Below are 19,657 nucleotides of genomic sequence, written 5' to 3' on the forward strand. Positions count from 1 at the left end.
GAGTATACAAAATCGATTTCAGTATACGAAATAGAATTTACCAAAGTGAAACAACTGTTAGATATCTGATTTACCTCGGCTTGGATCATTGTAGCGATTGCTATAGGCTTGACAGGTTTGGATTAACGACTAATGTCGGAGATCAAGCCCCCTGGCTTTATATAATACGAATGTTATAAAAAGGGAGAGGCGGTAATGAGCCTTCTGAAACAAAAAATAGAAAGAGAAAAAAAATCCGGGAAACTGCTGCTCCACTCATTGATCCTCGCATTTGCGATCAGCGGGTCCGCATTATCCTTAGCTGCGTTTTCTTTAAAACAGATTCCAGACTCTATTGGTCCGGATGGAAGAAATATCTCCAGACAATTCTTCCAATTTTTGAAAACAGCAATTATTAAAAACAAGTATGATGGAAGGGCAGAAGGTTTTCATAAATATCTGGATCGCTCTTTGGAGAGATTCGAATTAAAAAATTTGTTTAATTCTGAATACATGAATAAGGATGATAACGGGCAACATTATGTTACCTACCGGGGTAGATTTGCGAACGATGGATACAAGGTAAGCCTTGAAACAATCCGCATGAAGGAGGTTCCGATACCTAGTTTCGGCGACTTCACTGCTGAGTTTGCATTAAAACATAATCCTAATCCTGCTTATGGTGGGAATTCCTACTCCGGAAATCTAGATGTTCTAACTCATTTGGGGCCATTCACTCATAAACATGGGCTGAGTGCTATGGATTCTGGGTTACATTTTTTAGATGCAAATAATTTAAAATCTATCAACGCGCCTGAGACTACTTCATTCAAAAAGATTAAGGATCCAGAAGCAAGAAAGGCTATTAACGATTTTACTGAATCTTTCCCAGCTCTAGCAAAGTTCATGGGTTATTATTTTGGTTTGGATTCTTTGTTGAAGGTCCAGCAAGACGGAAAACTCCCTGGAATTACTGCTTTTGCATTCGAAGGAAATATTGAACAAACCTTGATGAGAGATTATCCGGATCTAGGCGATTATTTGGATGATATCAAATATTTAGGATTTATTAAATTAAGAATTACGAATGTTTCTGGAAGATCTTTGGCGGAATTTGCGATTGAATCTAAAACAAGAGAGATCCGTTTCAAGTTTTTCACACATAACGGTAAAGTAATCCCTTATGATACAAAGGGAAATTTTTATCCTCAAGAAGCGTTCACGCTTAATTCTCTTTCTGAATTTCCTTTCGTAGTAAAAGCAAGTTTAGAAGCAAACCTCTACGGTTTAATGCTGGAAAACAACGATGTTCAATTGCTCGGCAGATTTTCCAATACTGCAACTTCTGGGATCCTAAATTTAAAAATAACTAAGATAGAAGAGTTTGATGTTAGTGGAGCCTTCGCATATTTGGCACCTTCTTGGGCGATCAATCTATTTATCCCTGGAAATCTTCAGTCTATTATCTACGAGTTCACTGAAACTCTTGTAAAAGCAAATAATGGAAAAGGGACTAACATCGTACTCCGATGGGATAGAGATTCTTCTAGAACAACTATGAAGACCCATATAGAAACAGAGTTTTTGGATAATTTTTTCATCAGATTCGGCTTGAAGATCTGGAATCATAAGGTCCTTCCGGATGAAGATGCAAAGGATGATATTAGAGCGGTTCTTTCCAAAACAATCGACCTGTTATTAAAAGGAATTTAACACTTTACGGATCGAGGTTTATTCGATCCGATTGTGGGAATTATGCAAACAAATCAATCTGTATCCATTAGTACTCGTATAGTCCAAGTATGTTTGTTTTTAGCAGCCGCCATTGCAATTTTTGGCGGAAGTTTGCAGATGTATTTAGGTGAACCTACTGTCAGCGCAAGGTTGGACAATATACATAGATTCATGGCTGGGATCTATCTATCGATGGGATTGATTTGTTTTTGGGCGGCTTATACAATTCGTGTCCAAAGAACTCTGGTGTATCTGATTGCTTTAGGAATATTTATTGCCGCGCTCGGGAGAATACTTTCTATCTCTATAGTTGGTTTGCCGGAGCCTGCCGGGCTTTGGATTGGTTATTTAACTCCTGAGATATTACTTCCTATCATTCTTGCAATCGCTCAATCTAGAAGAAAAGAAATCCAATAAGGTTAATTTTTTAGATGCTCGTATGTTTATATACGAGCATTGATCTTCTTCTATTAAGATAATTTCCAAACATTCTCTTTTGCAGAATGTCCTTTTAATCCACCTGCCATTTCCTGACTTAAAAGATTTTTTAAAGTAAAAGTGTTTTTATAATGTAAGTTTACTTCTTCCGTTGAAATAGAAAAGGGAGGACCTGCCATTTTAGATTGATCATATTCAAATGTAATCAGAAGTTGAGGCGCTTCATTTGTAATTTGAGTTAAATGCGAAGAATATCGAATTCGGGTTTCTTGTGGAAGTGCTACTAATGCCGCTCTATCATAGACTGCATCTACAGGACCCAAAACCTCTTTAGATAAATCGAATATATCTCCTACGAAGATATCTATACCGTTCGAGCTATATAGGACCAGTTTTCCTATTTTAGAAATTTTAGGCTCTACTCCCAATTCTTGAAACAACTGTTGGATTGCCATTTCTACAAGCTCAGCACCAGCGACTCTATATCCTTTAGAAAGAAGCCAGGCTATGTCTAAGGTTTTGCCGCAAAGTGGAATAAACACACGGCTATCTTTTGGTATAGAAAGTTCCGCAAAATAATTGAGTAAAAGCGGATTAGTTTCACTTTCGTGGAAAGGAATATTATTTTCTTTCCATCTGCTTAGCCAAAAATCTTTTTCCATTTTTTATCCCTCTAATTTGCGCTCTACTCATTTGTAGGAGTTCCAACCTATGGTAATTGTTTTGGAACGTTTGGCAACCCTTTAGAAAGAGGAAAACGGGTGTATGTCAAGTGATTCATTCGAATTCGTGTGCATGTGCACATGTTCGGATATGCACGCAAATTCACACGCATAGGCGCATGTGTGCATATGCCTTTATAAAATACCCATTATTTTATTCTAAACTTCTACTAAATCTGTGCAGAATTGCTTAAATCTTCGCCAAACAATCAATATCTCTTTTTCTTATTATTAAACGAATTATGAAAATAAAATATAAATTCTACTTGCAAGGCAGCTGTTTTTAGTCTCTTTAAATGGGGATGGAAATTTTTGTTTGGAAAGGTGATATCACGTCCATCCAAACGGATGCGGTGGTAAATGCTGCTAATTCTTCCCTATCGGGAGGAGGTGGAGTGGATGGTGCCATTCACAGAGTGGGTGGGCCAAAGATCATGGAAGAATGTAGGATATTAAAGATCAAAAAATATCCGAATGGTCTTCCTACGGGACAATGTGTTCTTACCTCTGGTGGACAACTTTCTGCCAAATATGTGATCCATGCTGTGGGTCCAGTTTGGAAGGGGGGAGATTATCAGGAAGCGTCTCTATTAGAAACCTGTTATAAAAATATTCTACAATTATCTTCGGATCGTGCATTTGAATCGATTTCAGTTCCGAGTATCAGTACAGGGATTTATGCTTATCCAAAAGAATTGGCTGCTCCAATTGCAATCCGAACGATCTTGGATCATAAGGAGCAATTTCCCAGAAAGTTGATCTTTGTTTGTTTTGATCAAGAAACAAAGGATTTATATGAGAAAATTCTAAACCAATCTGGTATTAATTTTAAAGAAGGAACTCCTTCCTTCTAATATTCTATAAGCCTATTCCTGCTGCTTGTCCGCAGCTGGTGTACATATCTTGTTTCGGGTTTATTGCATAGGATTCGTCGGATGTTGCTTTTCCTAAACTATTATTGATAGTGCTATCGAATAGATTCGTATTTACACAAGATCCCGAAGAATTATTACATTGAACATTTGCGGGAGGGCTTGCTCCATTTGCCAAAGTATTTAACCAAGTTGCAAAATTAACTCCTCCACTTTTTAAAGAATACATATCATTATAAGTGGTGATTGTGTGAACATCTCCGGGGCCTATATAATATCTATAGTTGGGTTTGGTAGCCGCATCCTTCATTTTAGAAACTGCCTGTTTGGACCAATCACAAGTAGTATAATCGTTTGAACTAGATGAACTTCCATCTGGCACAGAACTTCCGTCACTGTCTCCGTAAATGGCTGAATATGATTTTCCGGCTTGGTAAGGATCAGGAGTGGTCGCAGTCGAATAGATCAAGCTTCCATCTTTAATCTTATTGATCTGCCCCATTGTATGATAAAAAAATCTTTGGTTCCCATCGAATAATGCAGTGTATTGTCCGAGAACATCTCCAGAATACTCAGTAGCCACTTTTTTGAAGAAGTCATTAATAGAAGGTGAAGCTCCAGTCGTATAATTTGCATCGATCCCATTCACCCAAATCGGAAGATTAGAAGAAGAAAAACCAGTTCCACTTCCAATCCCATTTGTTTCTACACCCCAAGAGCTTTCGAGTAATGGAAAAAATGCATCATTTGCACCGTAAGCAGCTGTCGGCACAACTGCGTTGGAAGCATCAGATAACATCCTAACTTTTGCACCGGAATCGATTGTAGTTACTGTTTCTCGAATAATCGGATAATTTAATATAGCTCCATAACCTCCAGCACTTTGGCCGGTCACAAAAACTCGGTCCAGTTGGGGATAAGAATTTTGGACAAATTTTAAGACCGAGATCACATTATCATACCCATGATGTTTAATGGTCCCACTTGTATAAGTTTTGTCCTTACTTCCTATATGAAGATCTCCAGTGCAATAGGGGACAAATATAATATCATAATCTTTGAATGGATTTGCCGCTACGGATTGGTCTATAATACCTTTGAATAAAAGATCTAATGCAAAATCAGGGACCGTATTTAATTGATTAAAATAAGTGACTGTATTACTTCCGAAACAATTTGCATCGTCCCAACAAGCTCCTCCTCCCATAAAATTGATGAGTAACTTTTTGTTATTCATAGCTACAGTTTTTCTGAAAAAATAGAAGTTCACATTTCCTTCTGTTCCGCTACATTTCGGATCGAAGGTCGCAGTATATGTATAAGGGCTTGCGCCATGATCCACCTGAGTTGTAAAGGTTCCAGGTTCAGGAGTGATCCTTGTAAACGGGCTTGTGACCAGATCTACAATGAGTCCGGTGGTGAGAAGTTCCTGGGAATTATCTTTGTCTTTTGTACAGAAGATTTGAGAGAATAGAACTAGAATTACAAGATATCGAATGTTCATAAAAGCCTGATACCACCCCGAAAGGTGATATAGGCTTTATTTTATTCCTGCTTTATAGAATGTCAAGGACCGAAACAGGTCTCGTATAGATCTTTATTATTATCGAATGAGTCCTGGGATGTCGCTCTTCCTAGGGTATCATTCAGAGAATTAGCCCCGAAATTTTTATCAGTGCAAGGATGAGATCCTGAACCCGCAGCGCAATCTACAGTTGTTGGAGTTCCTGCATTGGATACGATCGATTTTAACCAGGTATTAAAATTCACTCCATTACTCATGAGTCCATACATTGTATCACTTGTGGTGATTGTATGAATGTCTCCAGGAGCTCTATAGTAATAATACTTTGGAGCTGCAATGTCGGACATCGCATTATTCGCGTTGATGGCCCAATTACAATTGGATGGAGTATTACCGGTCTTAGGAAGATCTGGCACATCCCGAGCATCTCCTGGTCCGAAATAAGAACTAGAATCGGAATAAGAAGGAGTTCCCGTGTCAATGATCCCCATTACATTGAAGAACCATCTTTGAGTTGAATCGAATGCTGCAGTGTATTGTCCTATAACATCATCCGGGTATTCTCCTGCGATCTGGGTAATATAATCTTCGATAGAAGGAGTTCCGGTCGTCAGGTAGTTGGCTCCTACCACCCAATCCGGAATATTCGGTCCGCTTCCCCATTGAGTGTTTACAATATCAGAGAAAAATCCATCGATCACTGCTCCATTAGAAGCATCTGCCACTAAGCTGATCTTACTAATATTTGGAAATTTTGCACTTTCCGAAAATACTGAACGAATATGAGGATAATTTAATACTGCTCCGTATCCTCCTGCACTTTGTCCCGCGACTACCACGTTAGTAACTTGTCTATAATTCGATTGGATATATTTTAAAACTGAAAGAACATTATCATGTCCTCTGTGACTATAGACAGAAGGATCAGAAGAAACATAAGGATCATCGTATGTCGCTACATCTTTGGAGCCCATATGGAGATCTCCAGTGCAATATGGAATAAAAAGAACATCATAATCTTTTAATGGATTAGAAGAATTTCCTGCATCCAAAATTCCTTGGAATGCGACCTTGATAAAAAGATCAGGAACATCATTTAGGAAATTGAAGAATGTTGTAGTATTCTTTCCAAAACAGTTATTATTACTCCAGCAAGCTCCTCCTCCCATAAAGTTGATCAAAAGTTTTTTATTATTCGCAGAAACAGATTTTCGGAAGAAATAAAATTTAGTGTTTCCTGCATTTCCGAAACATTTTGGAAAATATTCCCTTCCTGGTGTTTGGTAATTGGCATTAGTATTCGGGATTATGATTGTATCGCTGGAGGGTGGGGTGATCCTTTCGTAAGGATTATAAAGAACTTCGCCTAAAACTGCTCCTGTAAGAGCTTTTGTATTGTCCGGTTCGTCTTTTTTACATCCGATAAAAAGTAACATCGGAACTATAAATAGAAGCGATAGGTTTTTGGCCTGCATTCGTTTCATCTCCACTCTAGAAAACAGTCAAATTGTTTTATATTTCCATTAAGACTGGCGTATTTCCTCAAAGATTCAAGCCCTTTTCATTATCGCAGAAAAAGAAAGATTTGAGTACTAGGAGCGAGCCCAGAAACTGGAATTGGTCTAATTATTTTTTAAACCGAAGGTGAAACCGTGGATCTTTTTGATAATATGGATGAAGTAGATGGAAGTATCATACCAGTAGACTCCATTCTTCCTCCCGAATTATTCTTAGTGCCTATCAAGACCAGACCGGTATTTCCCGGGATCATCACCCCTCTTATTGTTCCTGGGGGAAAATTTGCCAAGGCTGTGGACGAGGCCTTAAAGGGTAATTCTTTCATTGGTCTGGTCCTTCTCAAAGATGAAGAGAACGAAAAGAAGACAGAAGAGAATATTTATGATTTCGGTGTAGTTGCCAAGATCTTGAAGAAGGTAAATCTTCCTGATGGTGCAGTAAATATTCTGATCAATACTGTTCGCAGATTCAAAGTAGAATCATTTTCTTCTGTAGAACCTTTGTTGATCGCAAAGGTGAATTATCCGGAAGAAGAGCCTGGGGCTTCTAAAAATACCATCAAAGCTATGATGAGAACCCTGCTCATTATGACAAGGGAACTTGCTCAGAATAATCCTCTTTTTACAGAAGAGATGAAACTTACAATGCTGAATGTAAATGAGCCGGGCAAGATGGCAGATTTTGTATGCAGTATTTTGAATATAGAAAAAGAAGATTATCAATCCGTAATTGAATCCGTAAATCTAAAAGATAGGATCGAAAAAGTATTACTCTATCTCAAAAAAGAGATCGATCTAGTTTCTCTCCAAAGAGAGATCCAGGAGAATATCCAGGATAAAATAGATAAACAACAAAGACAATTTTTCCTAAGAGAACAATTGAAAGCCATACAGGCTGAACTTGGTCAGAAAGAAGGTAAATACGAGAAGAAGTATGAAAAATTCTTAGAAAGACTAAAAGTTATTCCGGCAGATCCGGAAGTAATAGAAGAAGTAGAACGAGAAATGGATAAGTTCTTCTATACTGATCAGAATACTGCAGATTATAATGTTATCCGAAATTATTTAGACATCATGGAAAGTCTTCCTTGGGAAGCTGCTCCTTCCCGCGAAATTGATCTAGATAAAGCCAGAAAAACTTTAGATAGAGATCATTATAAATTAGATGATGTAAAAGAGCGAATCCTGGAATTTTTGGCGGTGAAGAAGTTAAAGCCGACTGAGAAGGGCTCCATTCTTCTTTTGGTGGGACCTCCCGGAGTTGGAAAAACTTCTATTGCTAAATCTATAGCAGAAGCAATGGGCAGAAAGTTTTTTAGATTTTCTGTGGGCGGAATGAGGGATGAGGCAGAGATCAAAGGGCATCGTAGGACTTATATTGGAGCAATGCCTGGTAAGATCATTACTGCATTAAGAATTACTAAAGAAAAAGATTCAGTAATTCTTTTGGACGAGATAGATAAGCTTGGTCTTGGAATGCAAGGAGATCCTGCCGCTGCACTTCTAGAAGTTTTAGATCCAGAGCAGAATAAAACTTTTAGAGATCATTATTTAGATCTTCCTTTTGATCTTTCATCTGTATTCTTTATCGCTACGGCAAATACGTTAGATTCTATTAGCAGGATCCTTTTGGATCGTATGGAAGTGATCAATCTTTCCGGCTATATCACAGATGAAAAAGTACAGATCTTCAATAAACATTTATGGAAGAAGGTACTGGAGAAAAACGGGATAGAGCCATACGGCATCCAAATAGACAAAAAAGCTGTTGTCTCTCTGATTGATCATTATTCCAGAGAGTCAGGAGTGAGAGGACTTGAAAAACAATCCGACAAACTTGCAAGAAAACTCGCTCTTCATATTGTAAAAGGGGAATCTTATCCTAAACATATAGGACCTTCCGATGTAGAAAAATTCCTAGGAGTTCCTAAATATACGGATGATAGGATGACTAAACCTACAGTTCCCGGAACTGCTTTGGGACTTGCTTGGACTTCTGTAGGGGGTGCAACATTACTCATCGAAGCAGTTTTTGTAAAAGGAAAAGGCGGGATCCTTCTTACTGGAATGATAGGAAAATCCATGGAGGAATCTTCCAGTATTGCCCTCAGCTATATTAAGAATTTATTAGGTAGCGAAGAGTTGTTCACCGAAAAAACGATCCATCTTCATGTTCCTGACGGCGCCACTCCAAAAGACGGACCAAGTGCGGGGATTACAATGGCAACTACCATTCTTTCCTTAGTGCTGAATAAAAGGATCAAACTTGGATTTGGTATGACTGGAGAATTAACTCTTACTGGCGAGGTTTTAGCGATCGGTGGTTTAAGAGAAAAAATCGTTGCCGCAAAAAGAGTTGGAGTCCATAAGATCATTTTCCCATCGGACAACAGACCTCAGTTAGACGAAATACCTGATTATGTGAAGAAGGGAATGGAATTCTTTCCAGTTTCTAGATTTGAAGAGGTTGCTAAAATTTTATTCGAATCGAAAACGATTGATGGAATTTTAAAACCAAAAACAGAGCAGGTTGCAGTTGTTAAGAAGACAAAACCTTCTCCTAAAAAGAAGTCGGTTACCCGTAAAAAGAAATAAGGCCTAGAATTTGCTTGGTGAGCGAGTTCTAAGCCGCCCCAAAATAATTTGCTTTTTAGGACACCTTTCGGACGCTGTTCGGAGGAGACCATAATGGGCGTACCTTTCATAGATATTAAAAGATTCGAGCCGGGATTACTAGATGCTTGGGAAGATAAAGTAAAAACTCTCAGCAAGAACGCCTCCTTTATCGGAGGAGAAGAAGTCGCATTATTAGAAAAAAATCTGGCAACAACTGCTGGAACCAAATATTCGATTGCGTGTGCAAACGGAACAGACGCGCTTCAATTGGCTCTAAGAGCCTTGGGAGTGGGGAAGGGAGATAAGGTATTAGTTCCTGATTCTACCTTTTGGGCAACATTCGAATCAGTCGTAAACGTAGGAGCTGATCCAGCTACAATAGATACAAATCCAGATGATCTACAAATGGATTTCGAAGAATTCAAAAGAGCACTCGAAGAGGTAAAACCAAAAGCTGCGATCATAGTTCACCTTTATGGCTGGGGAAGCTCTAAGTTAGAAGAATACCGCAAACTTTGTAAAGAGAAGGGAGTTTTCTTATTAGAAGATGGAGCTCAATCTTTCGGAGTTTTGTATAAGGGAAAACCTATTTACCAAGACGCATTGATCACTACTACTTCTTTCTATCCTGCAAAAGTTTTAGGCGGGGCCGGGGATGGTGGAGCGGTTTTCACAAATGACGAAGAGCTTGCAAATAAAGTCAGAATGCTCGGAAACCATGGGAGAACTTCTCATTACGGTTACGGAGATGTGGGTTGGAATTCCAGAATGGATACCTTGCAGGCTGCATTCTTAAATTTGAATATTCCTTATTTGGATGCAAGGATCGCTTCTCGCAGAAAAGCAGCTGAAAAATATTACCAAGTTCTTCCAGGTTTAGGGGTGAATGTAATCCATCCTCCAAAAGACTTTCAAGAAAATGGATATTGTAACGTTACTCTTTTCGATCCTGCGGAAAGACCAAAAATCCAAGAAGTCCTAAAGACAAAAGGGATCGGTTCTGCGGTTATTTATCCTGGAGCGATGAGTGATCAACCAGGTGCAAAACCATATATCGTAGGTAAATTTGGAAAAGAACATAGAACTGGAAAGATCTGTGATTCAATTTTAAATTTCCCTCTATTCCCTTATATGACTGATTCCGAATTGGAAGAAGTTTTTGCCGCGATCAAAGAATACAAAAAATAAAAACATTTTATATTCATATCCTGTCTGAAAGGCCTTCAGGCAGGATAATCCTTATAGAGGATATCTTACAGATGAAAAAGATTAATAGTATATTATATTTTCTTACTGTTTTTGCAATGAGTTGCAATATTATTGAATCAACTGGTGCCACAAAGAACTCATTTTCTGGTGGTGAAGCAAGGGAAATAATTAGAAATGCAGCGTTTAACGCAGATGGGGTCTACTACACAGAAAAGTTTGGTGGCTATAGTGGTTTGGTAGAGAATGTCGCTATTTCAAATTCATTGATTGTTTCTTTCACTTTAGATCTGGACGATTCAAAATATTATAAAAGGAAGAAAGTGACTGATTGCGCTTCTGATATGGAAAAGTTTTCTTATCTCAATCGTTTTGATTCTTTGTCAACATTGACGCTGAGTGAAAATTGTCGTAACTTCGAAGAAATTAAGTTTCTTCCTAATTGATAAGGCAATTCTTAATCTAACTTAATTCCGTCTTTCGGTTTATTTATATTTTCTTTTCATACTGAGCTGATTTCTTTCTCGCCAAAATCTGCAAAAAATCATTTTTATTCCGAAAGAAATTAGATTGCCACTGTCTAAGATTCAAATTTAGAATGATTCTAAATTGGCTAAACTAAAAAGGAGATAAGTATGAAACCGAATATAGGAATCCCAGAGAAGGATAGAGAGGCCATCAACCAAGGCTTACAGAAACTTTTAGCAGATACGTATTTTTTATATTTAAAAACTCATAACTACCATTGGAACGTAACCGGACCCTTATTTAATACATTACATTTGATGTTCATGACTCAGTACACTGAGCTTTGGAATGCTTTGGATCTGGTTGCAGAAAGAATTCGTTCTCTTGGTTATCCAGCACCCGGAACCTATAAAGCATTCTCTTCTCTAACTTCTTTAAAAGAAGAAGACGGAGTTCCTAAAGCGGAAGATATGCTTAAAAATCTTGTAGAAGGGCATGAAGCAGTGATCCGAACTGCAAGGGCAATCCTTCCTTCTGCGGATTCAGGTGGGGATGAGGTGACTACTGACCTTCTTACCCAAAGATTAGAGATCCATGAAAAGACTGCTTGGATGCTCAGAAGTATGTTGGAGTAGAATTTTAGAATATTCTGAAAAACAAATATTTCGGGGAGAATTCCCCGAAATAAGAACCCGGAGAGATCGATCTGGTATTCGATCTTTCTCCCCGGGCGTAGAGAGTTAGAGAGTGAGGATATACTCCACTAGATCATCCACCTCAGTTGCTGAGGCAGAACACCATGGATGAGGAGCGGCTGGCATTCCGATTGGTTGAGAAGTTCCCAACTCTTGAACGCCATATTCTCTTCTCATCTTCTGGTAATCCCAATAGTACCAATCTGGATCCCAAGGAACAGTTACGAAATATTTATGTCTTTCGATGAATCTGTTTCTTTTTGTTCCTGCATCAGTATTAGGAGATTTGAATGCTCTAAATACATCTGACTTTCTGTTTTGAGGAGGATAAGGTTCCGGATGATCCGGTCCACCCAATGCAGGAGTCACAGGTGCATGTAGAGTATAATACTGGTTATAAAGAGCAGACCCTTCTGTGCATCGAGCAGGATTGACCAGGTCCTCTAAGTTACGAACGTGACCGTCACTTAATAAACCTCTATGTTGTACCCAATACATAGCTCTTAAGAAAGTAGCACGAACAGATTGTTGTTGTTTATGATAGATGGTTGGTGCGAAAAATCTTCCCACTTCATTGATCTTAAACATCTTCTCGTTAGAGTTCAGACCCACCTTATCATTATGACAAGATCCACAATCTCTTTGGAAAGTTGCCTTTCCTCTCGCAACTGCAGCAGCAATGCCAGGTTGGTTTTCCCATCCAGCTTGGACGAAAGCACCTTCTCCTGAATCTGTTCCTGCTTGAGCGATCAGTTTACCCTTAGATTTTAACCAACGATACATTCCCACTTGTCTGAGAGCCTTATCGTTTTGGTCCAACTTAGTCATATAGGCGGTAAGAGCTTGTAGTTCTTTCGCATACATTGCACCAGTAGCTCCATCAGGTTCTTCCGAATGGATATAAGAACCTTCGAATCCTACGTAAGATTCTGTATGAGAAAGAGATCTTCTGACTCCCATATAATTGGTAACGTTTGGAATTGCGATTGGAGAGAACTCGTAATCGTTATCAGTTTCGCTACCTTCTCCTTTGATACGGATCAAAGAGTGTTCGCCAGCTCCTTGTGGCATAACGTAGATCAACATTGTTTTATCTACATCTTTGGCAGAAGAGTCGAAACTTGGTCCAGGTTCACTTTCTTTGATTCCTTTAAAATCTCCTAATAGAGACCATTTCATGGACCATTTAGGGTTAGGAAGTCCTGGAATTACTTTAGTTACAGTGTTTCCAGGAGAAGCTTCATAAGTGATCTTATATCCATGACAAGAAGCACAGTTGAATCCAATCCATTCTCCATTACCTGTATACGGATGAGATGCTTCCGCATATCGATAACCTGCCCAACCGCTATTCTTAGTATTCCCTTTAAATTTTTGATCCCCTCCCAAAAGTCCTGGGATTGGAGTTGGTTGAGGATAACGATCGAAATAGACGTTATCAATTGCTGCAGAAGGAACTTGGCCGGAAACTGTTTGGTAAGCACCGAATAGAAGAAGTGGATCTGCAGTGTATCCAGTAACTGGATCTTTTGCTTGGTATGCGAAAATTTTCTTCCAATCTAAATTTCGGATCGCGTGAGCTACACCTATATTGAAGTCGTAAGACCAGAAAATCTTTTCGCCTAATGCAAGGATGGAAGCGAAGCCAGGGTTGTTCACATTTACTTGTAAAGGTGTAGTACCTTTCGCATCACTTAAGATAGAGACAACATCACATTTATGTTTGAAGTCTTCGTCAGTAACTCTTCGAGTTTGTGCATCAATTACGTTATGCGGTTGTCCAGGATGAAGTAAAGAGTCGTTATATCCGATTCTTTTCTGTATCTGAACTATAAGAGGACCTGAGGTTGTGTGTTCAGGAACTTTGAATTGGATCTGATTATCAGTCCAAGCAAGAATATACTTGCTCCAACTATCCAAAGGTTCATCCACTTCGAAGTTCACCTGTTTGGTGATGTCCAATCTTTGCTCGAACATTCTCAGATCAGTTTCCAGAATTCTGGTATTACCGATCATAATTTTAGAAAAGTCGATTTCAGGTCCGGCTCCAAAGCCTGTTCCTCTAAGTGTGATGGTTTGGCCAGGGCTGAAAGAAGGAGTCGGGTACGCCGGCCCATCCGTTACAGTCTGCCATACAAGATTTCCATTTACCAGCACCGATTGTAATACCGGCTCCGGGAAAGAAGATGCGGACACTCCGCGAATTCCTTCTCGGATCGGATCAAATTTACATACTTCTTCCTGGTTTGGGAATTCTGTAAAAATTCCTACGGGGCAACCCGCAGCTAATACAGCCATCCCTAACAAGGCGTACCGCAAATAACGTTTTGCGGCACGTATTCTTTGCATTTCCATTTTTCCGCTCCCTAGTCCGGAAAGAAAATTCCGGATCAGTTCTGGCGGAGAAGAATACTCCATAATAAAAATTGGGTCGTCCGAGAGACAGAATTCGAACGTTCGAGTTTCATTATTCGAACAGTTGTGTAAAAATCAAGATTTGGAAAATAAGTAAGATATAAGAGAGAAGATGATTTGGTTCTGAAAAAGAACGGAAAATGCAAGTGTTCGAAATAAATATTTCCTACTTATTTTATTGGATCTCAAATCGTTCTATAGCTTGTTTCGAATGAGAACACTTGACAAGCCTATCTATTTTCTTAATATACCGCCTATGTTAAATCCCGAAGTGGTGACTCCTTTATTCTACTTCGGAAGTGGCCTTTCCTTTTTATTGGTGGTCCAAAAGTTAATTCCACCTATAAAACGCAGAGAAGACAGGATTGGAGCACTTCTGTTTCTTTCGTTGGGGATCATACTATTCACAGTTGCGAATGTGGTCTTGGAAATAGACAGGACTTACCCACATGCAATCTTCTTATTACTCACTTCTTTTTCGGCTATTGGACCCTTATCTTTACTATATACACATTCTTTGATATACCCTAACCAAACTTTGTACAGGGACATACGACTTCACTTTCTTGTGCCTGGTCTTTTTTTATTAGGTGAGTTACTTTTTTTCGGAAGGCCTTGGGATTCTATCATCTCCGATCTGGGAGACTTTAGAAATGTTAGATATAAACATTATCTTTCTTGGGGATTTTTTCTAACAACTGCGCTTACTACTGCTTACTTCGGATTTAGATATAGAATGTTATTAACTGTAATCTCTATTCCAGAGTTAAAATCACAAATAAGATTCATTTTTATTTTGGCGACCATTACAGTATTTGCAATGTATTCCTTGGTATTCGGTTTCATGTTCGGCCTGGATATTTTGTTTAGAGTGGGTGGACTTCTTGTGACTGGGATAGTGACACTTCTATTCTTGGCTCCTTCTAGATATCCGGACTTTTTTGCTCCTTTAACTAGAGAAGTTCGAAAGAAGAAGTATGAAAAATCTCTTTTGATCGGTTTGGATCTGAACTTATTAGAACTTAGGATCCAAGAATTAATGAGAGAAGATAAACTGTATCGAGATCCTGAGCTTACTCTTCATTCTTTATCAGAAGACTTGGGGATCAAACCATATCAGTTGACTGAATTTTTAAATGAACATCTACAAACCGGATTTCATAATTATATCAACGGATTTAGGATAGAAGAAGCGGTCAAACTTCTGGAAGAAAAGTTAGACCAGGACATTCTTTCCATCTGTTATTTTGTAGGATTCAATTCTAAATCCTCTTTTAATGATGCATTCCGAAAAGTAACAGGAAAAACTCCTACACAACTTCGTCAGAAGAAATCGGAATTTCCTGAAAAACAAAAAATGCATACTGCCCGCACAGGAGTTCCTCCTTTGGGAAAAGGACTAGGTGGTATGGTGGAACTTGGTGATTCAGATCGAATTTCTGTGAAAAATCGCCCGATCAAGGCTGAAAATCGGTAAAGAGAAGGATCCATTCTTCTCCATTTCTATCATACCAATCTTTCTCTGAATAATAAGTCCCGCCTAGAGTCTCTATTATTTTTTTCATATATGGTTCGCCTGGATCAAAGTCCTGTGCATCCAGGAAGATAGAGCCTCCCCATTTTTTCTTTGCCTGAGTATGGGAGAATACACCTTTTAGAGATTCCACTCTTTCGTTATTCAAAGGGATTTGGTATTTTTGGCAAAGTTCATAAACAAGTTTTGAAACCGCGGTGATCTGAGCAGGATTTGCAAGTAACATCTCAGTATCCTTGCCTACGATCTCTATTTGGAAACAATTTCGGTTTGTGCCTGTGGCGGCCGCAGCCATATGAAGTGGAGAATCCAACAATTGATAGATTTTTCCGTCCTTATCAGCAAGGAATGTGGCTGCTAAATTCCGTTTTTCTAATACTCTTAGAGTCCCATCATAATCGTTGATCGCAGTGAAATGTAAGACAACACAATCAGCGGTGATAGCACCTCTATAATTGTATCTAAGTCTTTTTTCTTCAGGAAGAAGTCCGTCTGCGGTTTTTTCTATGGTCTCCAGCTCTGCTTTAGGAGTAGGAGTGACAGATCTACCTTTATCGTAGCTTGGTTCTTTGACTTCTCCGTTTTGCCCTACAAATGGTTTTTCTTTTCGAAGGACCCATTCTCCATATCTATCCTTCCATTCCATCTCGGGGAAGTAAGAACCTTTTAATTCTTCCAGAAGTGCTTTTAGAACGTTCTCATTCCCGCAATCACTTCCATTTAAGAAGCCGCCGAATTTCTTTTTGGCCTGGCTATGTGTAAATATTCCGGAACGACTGCCAACATCGAAGTTTGTAACCGGTATTCCGAATTCCTGAGAGGTTTTTGCGATCGCGTATAGTAAGGATTTTTTCTGGAGAGGACGTTTGAGTATATCTTCCTTATCTCCTTCCCAAGAAATATGGATCATACTTGCATCTGTTTTTGGTGCAGCCTTGATAAGAGATATTCCGGGATCTTCTATCCCATATATCTTACCTTTTTTATCTACGATGTAATGTACTAACCATCCGGAATTTGCACTTTTTGTAATATAGTCTTCGGCGGAAAGTCCCTTGGTATGATGGAGTAATATTCCGCTTACTTTTATTTTTTTGCGAAGAGTGGAGAGCGAAGCTAGGCTTTTATCCTTAGGCAATAATTGAGAGATCGGATAAATAGGAGAAGCAGCTTCCGCAATAGAAAAGTTTGTCTCCGGAAGGGAAGAACAACTAGATATAATACATGCAGTGAGTGATAGAAGGACAGTTCTCAACATCCTTTCTCCGTTAGTTTTTCTTTTAATAGAGAAAGGTCTGATCTAACTCTTTCCAAAATGGATTTTGCTTTAGTATGTTTATTTAGAAGATACTTATATTCCGGGACCGCACGATTTTTTTCTTCTCCAATATCTGGCTCTAAGGGAAGTGTTTCCAGATCTCTGAGTGAAGCTTCTGCATCTGTTCTAATCTTGGTCCAGTTTGCAGTATAAGAAGAATAAATTTCTTTAGGAAGTTTATCTCTGGAAACCTTGATACGTTCTTCCATTTGAGGAAGATCTATCTTTAGGAATTCGCTTAATGCTTGGGAGTCCTGGACTAATTCCTCTAAAATTCCACTTAAATGTTTTTCGATGGCCTGTCTTTGGGAGTGTATCGCCTTTTTGGCTCGGCTGAAAATCCGCAACATTGCCAAGCCGGAAAGTATCAGGACAGATAGGAATACCCAAAAGGAAAATTTGGAAATGACCCAACGGAATCCGGGAGAATCGAACCATTCCTGAAAATAGAAGGCACAAGCCCCTAAGGCTAATACGATTAAAAAGAATACGAGAGCAAGAAATCGCCTCATCTCTTTCTCATTTAGGAAAAGGTTTTCTTTCTGTCAAGGTCAAGACGGACCTTCTCGAAGCCGAAACTAAATAGTGATGGATGCTTCTGCGAAACATTTTCCTTCTTCTTCCCGCAAATCCGACCCACCTAAAGTCGTGAACCTTGGCTTTTATCGGATCAAAAAAACTCTAAGGGAAGAAGGTTTCGAAGTAGTGGAAAAAGCAGACGGCAAGATCACTCTCGTGCTTAGAGTAAAAGACTAGAAAATTTCACACGGAGCTCGCGGAGGACGCAGAGAGGATTAGTATCCATTCACTAATCGAGTAATTCCGTTTTTTAATAAATTTTCATTAAAATTAATTAGTAATCCACATTGCAGTTTCATAAGGCGCAGATAAGTTAGTGTTTGCTTGCTATGAATTGGAAGTAGCTTCTCGACTGACTTTACTTCTACGATAATCAGATTTTCTACCAGCAAATCTACTCGAAAGGCATTCTTTAAAACAATATCTCCATACTGGAATGTGATATTCTTCTGTCGATTTACATGTAGATTTTGCTTTTGTAGCTCTTTCTCCAGAATGAATTCATAAACAGATTCGAATAAACCTGGCCCTATATCTTTATGAATTTTTAAGGCGGCGCCTATAACTATCTCTGTGATTTCATCGATTTTTAGATCTTTCATGAGAATCCCGGAAAGTACAGGTCTTCAGATGCATCTTTCGATTGTAATTTTTCCCAAAAACTCCGTGACCTCTGCGGTCTCTGCGTGCTAAAAATTCAGCGACTCCTAAATCCTCTGCGTCTCTAAGGTGCAGATTCTTCTATCGTAGGAAGGTCGTCTGAAAATTCTTTTGGTTCTGGTTTTTTAGGGACCAAAGTTTCCCCGCAGCTTTTTTTGATCAGTGAATCTATTTTAGATTTTTCAGCAGAGTGGGGAAGTATGCGTAGATAGATCCTATAATTGCGAACCGCTCCCGGACAATATCCGTTCTTTAAATATAAACTTCCGAGTAATCTTCTGGCGCCTGGATGAGCAGGCTCATGTTCTATGATCTTTGTAGCGAGCCTCATCGATTTATCTGGATTTGTTTTTGCGTTCTTCTTGGATTCATCCCAGGTTTTGATCAGCTCTTCTTCATATAAATAATAGAGTTGGTTGTTTCCCATCTCTAATACTCTGAATACGATTGCGTCTTGGGCTCCGCTCTTGCATACTCCGAACCAGATATCTTCTCCGCTATCGGTCATTTTGTTTCCGCGGACTTTGATTAGGTCGCTTCCATCCAAACAACCTGCCATCTCGTATATATCTCTCATGGCTGCAGGCGAAACCGCTAGTAATACTCTGAGTTGGTTTCCGTAAGAAGCGATATCATCTTCCGGCATTGCGTCTTCCGGATTGATCACATTGGGAGAATCATTGAATATTCGAAGCTTGATAGAGGAATCTAGGACCCAATCAGGTAGATCTAGACTTTTTATAAATGCATCTTTTGGTTTCCAGAAAGATCGGATGGTCTCACAGGAAGAAAGGGTGAAAACCTGGACTCCTAATAGGATCAGGAATATGCAGAATTTGGATTTGGAAGCTTCTTTTCCGGTTGCCACTCAGGGTAACTTGTGTTTTCTCGATATAAGAAGCAACCAGGAAACAGATGCCTCAAGAATTGAAAGCCAAGCTGGACGGAAAGGGACAAAAACATTGTATTGTTGTCTCCCGTTTTAACGAATTCATAGTCGAAAGCCTTTTGAAAGGTTCACTTGACGGACTCCATATGACAGGAGTCGAAGATAAAGATATCACTGTAGTAAGGATCCCGGGAGCATACGAACTTCCGATCGTGGTCTCTAAGGCTGCACAAAGTAAAAAATACGATTCCATCATTTGTTTAGGCGCCGTGATCCGAGGAGCTACTGCTCATTTTGATTTTGTTGCGGGAGAATCTGCAAAAGTAGGTTCTATCGGAGTGCAACATTCTGTGCCTGTGATTTTTGGAGTTTTGACCACAGATACAATTGAGCAAGCCATCGAAAGAGCAGGCACCAAAGCAGGCAATAAGGGCTACGAGGCTGCTTTGACTGCGGTGGAAATGACAAATCTGCTCAAGCTTCTCTAATC

At 39.2% G+C, this 19,657-nt stretch carries 18 protein-coding genes; 10 read left to right on the top strand and 8 right to left on the bottom strand.

What is annotated here, in order from left to right:
- Positions 1-195: 195 nt before the first annotated feature.
- Both EHQ52_RS18180 and EHQ52_RS18185 read left to right on the top strand, forming a co-directional pair.
- Positions 196-1,692, top strand: coding sequence for a hypothetical protein (locus EHQ52_RS18180; protein WP_135616708.1), 1,497 nt, complete (start codon positions 196-198; stop codon positions 1,690-1,692).
- Positions 1,693-1,734: 42 nt separating this feature from the next.
- A complete protein-coding gene (locus EHQ52_RS18185; RefSeq protein ID WP_135616711.1) occupies positions 1,735-2,130 on the top strand; it encodes a DUF4345 domain-containing protein in 396 nt (131 codons plus the stop codon).
- 53 nt (positions 2,131-2,183) lie between these two features.
- Here the strand turns inward: EHQ52_RS18185 and tmpT are convergent, their stop codons facing one another.
- Complete coding sequence (gene tmpT, locus EHQ52_RS18190) at positions 2,184-2,813, bottom strand: thiopurine S-methyltransferase (protein WP_135616713.1); 630 nt, start codon at positions 2,811-2,813, stop codon at positions 2,184-2,186.
- A 356-nt stretch (positions 2,814-3,169) separates the two neighbouring features.
- Between tmpT and EHQ52_RS18195 the strand changes: the two genes are divergently transcribed.
- Entirely contained in the window at positions 3,170-3,727 is a 558-nt protein-coding gene (locus EHQ52_RS18195) for an O-acetyl-ADP-ribose deacetylase (protein WP_135616715.1), read from the top strand.
- Positions 3,728-3,731: 4 nt separating this feature from the next.
- On the opposite strand, the gene EHQ52_RS18200 is transcribed toward EHQ52_RS18195, so the two are convergent.
- Complete coding sequence (locus EHQ52_RS18200; protein ID WP_135616718.1) at positions 3,732-5,249, bottom strand: pectin acetylesterase-family hydrolase; 1,518 nt, start codon at positions 5,247-5,249, stop codon at positions 3,732-3,734.
- A 62-nt stretch (positions 5,250-5,311) separates the two neighbouring features.
- The gene (locus EHQ52_RS18205) at positions 5,312-6,745 is read right to left on the bottom strand and encodes a pectin acetylesterase-family hydrolase (RefSeq protein ID WP_135616720.1); all 1,434 of its coding nucleotides are present in this window, start codon (positions 6,743-6,745) and stop codon (positions 5,312-5,314) included.
- Between the two features lie 195 nt (positions 6,746-6,940).
- Here EHQ52_RS18205 and lon point away from each other — a divergent pair, with 195 nt between their 5' ends.
- The 4 genes from lon (at position 6,941) to EHQ52_RS18225 (ending at position 11,712) form a co-directional block, all read left to right on the top strand.
- The gene (gene lon, locus EHQ52_RS18210) at positions 6,941-9,382 is read left to right on the top strand and encodes an endopeptidase La (protein ID WP_135617119.1); all 2,442 of its coding nucleotides are present in this window, start codon (positions 6,941-6,943) and stop codon (positions 9,380-9,382) included.
- Positions 9,383-9,475: 93 nt separating this feature from the next.
- Entirely contained in the window at positions 9,476-10,591 is a 1,116-nt protein-coding gene (locus tag EHQ52_RS18215) for a DegT/DnrJ/EryC1/StrS family aminotransferase (RefSeq protein ID WP_135616722.1), read from the top strand.
- A 71-nt stretch (positions 10,592-10,662) separates the two neighbouring features.
- Positions 10,663-11,055, top strand: coding sequence for a TIGR04452 family lipoprotein (locus EHQ52_RS18220; RefSeq protein ID WP_135616724.1), 393 nt, complete (start codon positions 10,663-10,665; stop codon positions 11,053-11,055).
- A gap of 189 nt (positions 11,056-11,244) precedes the next feature.
- A complete protein-coding gene (locus tag EHQ52_RS18225; RefSeq protein ID WP_016543993.1) occupies positions 11,245-11,712 on the top strand; it encodes a Dps family protein in 468 nt (155 codons plus the stop codon).
- Between the two features lie 105 nt (positions 11,713-11,817).
- Here the strand turns inward: EHQ52_RS18225 and EHQ52_RS18230 are convergent, their stop codons facing one another.
- On the bottom strand, positions 11,818-14,121 hold the full coding sequence (locus EHQ52_RS18230) for a hypothetical protein (protein ID WP_135616726.1): 2,304 nt from the start codon (positions 14,119-14,121) through the stop codon (positions 11,818-11,820).
- 322 nt (positions 14,122-14,443) lie between these two features.
- On the opposite strand from EHQ52_RS18230, the gene EHQ52_RS18235 reads away from it, so the two are divergent.
- Positions 14,444-15,664 (top strand): helix-turn-helix domain-containing protein, encoded by a 1,221-nt coding sequence (locus tag EHQ52_RS18235; protein ID WP_135616728.1) that lies wholly within the window; start codon positions 14,444-14,446, stop codon positions 15,662-15,664.
- On the opposite strand, the gene EHQ52_RS18240 is transcribed toward EHQ52_RS18235, so the two are convergent.
- Together EHQ52_RS18240 and EHQ52_RS18245 are read right to left on the bottom strand one after the other, a co-directional pair.
- On the bottom strand, positions 15,645-16,979 hold the full coding sequence (locus EHQ52_RS18240; protein ID WP_135616730.1) for a peptidoglycan recognition protein family protein: 1,335 nt from the start codon (positions 16,977-16,979) through the stop codon (positions 15,645-15,647). The genes EHQ52_RS18235 and EHQ52_RS18240 overlap by 20 nt on opposite strands.
- On the bottom strand, positions 16,973-17,551 hold the full coding sequence (locus EHQ52_RS18245) for a hypothetical protein (RefSeq protein ID WP_135616732.1): 579 nt from the start codon (positions 17,549-17,551) through the stop codon (positions 16,973-16,975). Before EHQ52_RS18245 ends, EHQ52_RS18240 begins: the two co-directional genes overlap by 7 nt.
- Before the next feature lie 76 nt (positions 17,552-17,627).
- On the opposite strand from EHQ52_RS18245, the gene EHQ52_RS20140 reads away from it, so the two are divergent.
- Complete coding sequence (locus EHQ52_RS20140) at positions 17,628-17,795, top strand: hypothetical protein (RefSeq protein ID WP_167373742.1); 168 nt, start codon at positions 17,628-17,630, stop codon at positions 17,793-17,795.
- A gap of 38 nt (positions 17,796-17,833) precedes the next feature.
- On the opposite strand, the gene EHQ52_RS18250 is transcribed toward EHQ52_RS20140, so the two are convergent.
- Both EHQ52_RS18250 and EHQ52_RS18255 read right to left on the bottom strand, forming a co-directional pair.
- The gene (locus EHQ52_RS18250) at positions 17,834-18,220 is read right to left on the bottom strand and encodes a GxxExxY protein (RefSeq protein WP_135616734.1); all 387 of its coding nucleotides are present in this window, start codon (positions 18,218-18,220) and stop codon (positions 17,834-17,836) included.
- A 122-nt stretch (positions 18,221-18,342) separates the two neighbouring features.
- Positions 18,343-19,146 (bottom strand): tetratricopeptide repeat protein, encoded by an 804-nt coding sequence (locus EHQ52_RS18255; RefSeq protein ID WP_135616736.1) that lies wholly within the window; start codon positions 19,144-19,146, stop codon positions 18,343-18,345.
- 47 nt (positions 19,147-19,193) lie between these two features.
- Between EHQ52_RS18255 and ribH the strand changes: the two genes are divergently transcribed.
- Positions 19,194-19,655: a 6,7-dimethyl-8-ribityllumazine synthase gene (ribH, locus tag EHQ52_RS18260; protein WP_135616738.1), complete on the top strand. Its 462-nt coding sequence runs from the start codon at positions 19,194-19,196 to the stop codon at positions 19,653-19,655.
- Positions 19,656-19,657: the final 2 nt, after the last annotated feature.

Origin of the sequence: Leptospira koniambonensis (assembly GCF_004769555.1) — a bacterium.
In the GTDB taxonomy this organism is placed as follows: domain Bacteria; phylum Spirochaetota; class Leptospiria; order Leptospirales; family Leptospiraceae; genus Leptospira_B; species Leptospira_B koniambonensis.

Bases quoted from the DNA above. Each gene is read 5' to 3' on its own strand.
- EHQ52_RS18180 (WP_135616708.1), top strand. From the start codon at position 196: ATGAGCCTTCTGAAACAAAAAATAGAAAGAGAAAAAAAATCCGGGAAA.
- EHQ52_RS18185 (WP_135616711.1), top strand. From the start codon at position 1,735: ATGCAAACAAATCAATCTGTATCCATTAGTACTCGTATAGTCCAAGTA.
- tmpT (WP_135616713.1), bottom strand. From the start codon at position 2,813: ATGGAAAAAGATTTTTGGCTAAGCAGATGGAAAGAAAATAATATTCCT.
- EHQ52_RS18195 (WP_135616715.1), top strand. From the start codon at position 3,170: ATGGGGATGGAAATTTTTGTTTGGAAAGGTGATATCACGTCCATCCAA.
- EHQ52_RS18200 (WP_135616718.1), bottom strand. From the start codon at position 5,249: ATGAACATTCGATATCTTGTAATTCTAGTTCTATTCTCTCAAATCTTC.
- EHQ52_RS18205 (WP_135616720.1), bottom strand. From the start codon at position 6,745: ATGCAGGCCAAAAACCTATCGCTTCTATTTATAGTTCCGATGTTACTT.
- lon (WP_135617119.1), top strand. From the start codon at position 6,941: ATGGATGAAGTAGATGGAAGTATCATACCAGTAGACTCCATTCTTCCT.
- EHQ52_RS18215 (WP_135616722.1), top strand. From the start codon at position 9,476: ATGGGCGTACCTTTCATAGATATTAAAAGATTCGAGCCGGGATTACTA.
- EHQ52_RS18220 (WP_135616724.1), top strand. From the start codon at position 10,663: ATGAAAAAGATTAATAGTATATTATATTTTCTTACTGTTTTTGCAATG.
- EHQ52_RS18225 (WP_016543993.1), top strand. From the start codon at position 11,245: ATGAAACCGAATATAGGAATCCCAGAGAAGGATAGAGAGGCCATCAAC.
- EHQ52_RS18230 (WP_135616726.1), bottom strand. From the start codon at position 14,121: ATGCAAAGAATACGTGCCGCAAAACGTTATTTGCGGTACGCCTTGTTA.
- EHQ52_RS18235 (WP_135616728.1), top strand. From the start codon at position 14,444: ATGTTAAATCCCGAAGTGGTGACTCCTTTATTCTACTTCGGAAGTGGC.
- EHQ52_RS18240 (WP_135616730.1), bottom strand. From the start codon at position 16,979: ATGTTGAGAACTGTCCTTCTATCACTCACTGCATGTATTATATCTAGT.
- EHQ52_RS18245 (WP_135616732.1), bottom strand. From the start codon at position 17,551: ATGAGGCGATTTCTTGCTCTCGTATTCTTTTTAATCGTATTAGCCTTA.
- EHQ52_RS20140 (WP_167373742.1), top strand. From the start codon at position 17,628: ATGGATGCTTCTGCGAAACATTTTCCTTCTTCTTCCCGCAAATCCGAC.
- EHQ52_RS18250 (WP_135616734.1), bottom strand. From the start codon at position 18,220: ATGAAAGATCTAAAAATCGATGAAATCACAGAGATAGTTATAGGCGCC.
- ribH (WP_135616738.1), top strand. From the start codon at position 19,194: ATGCCTCAAGAATTGAAAGCCAAGCTGGACGGAAAGGGACAAAAACAT.